This window comes from Salinicola socius (genome assembly GCF_001937195.1).
GTDB lineage: Bacteria > Pseudomonadota > Gammaproteobacteria > Pseudomonadales > Halomonadaceae > Salinicola > Salinicola socius.
The window spans coordinates 1-636 of sequence record NZ_MSDO01000066.1 but is presented as its reverse complement, the minus strand read 5'-3'; the positions used below and the strand labels follow the sequence as shown (position 1 = coordinate 636).

Genomic DNA, 636 nt, shown 5'->3' with positions numbered 1-636 from the left:
GATCAGCATCGGTGCGCTGCTCGCTGTTGCCGTAGCGGTCGTCGGCGTCATCCCCGGCCTGCTTGAGGTTCTGGCGGCTGTCGAGGGCGTCGGCGTTGTGGTCCTGGGCACTCTGGCTGAGGCTGTCGCTGAGGTGGTAGGCGCTGTCGAGCTGCTGTCTGGCCGGGGTGAGGTCGAGCTGGTCGCCGCTGGCGCCGAGCTGGCCCCAGCTTGAGAGGTAGAGCCCCTGGTTGGCGCGGATGGCGCCATAGGCATCGGTGCGCAGCTCGAACCCGGTACCGCGGAAGGCGCCGCGGGTGTTGCCGGCCTGGTGGATCAGGTAGCCGAGGTTGAGCTGGCTCTTCTCGGCTTCGGAGTTGAGCCGGACACGCTCCTGGTCGGTGGCGTCGTCGAAGACGAGTTCGTTGTACTTGCTGCCGCGGTAGGTCTTGCTCTTGAAGCCGGAGAGCAGGCCGTGGCTGTGCCAGTCGGGGCTCTGCTCGCCGTTGTAGACCCGGCCGGTGATCAGCGGCCGGTCGGCATCGCCCTCGAGGAAGTCGACCAGCACTTCCTGGCCAATGCGCGGGACGAACACGCCACCCCAGCCGGCGCCGGCGTTGGGCTGGGAGACCCGCAGCTCGCCCTTGTCTTTTTCAT

The 636-nt window shown here is 67.8% G+C and carries 1 protein-coding gene; it reads right to left on the bottom strand.

Annotation, left to right across the window (positions count from 1 at the left end):
- The coding region (locus tag BTW07_RS18760) for a type VI secretion system Vgr family protein (protein WP_208605444.1) at positions 1 to 636 on the bottom strand (636 nt) is incomplete at both ends.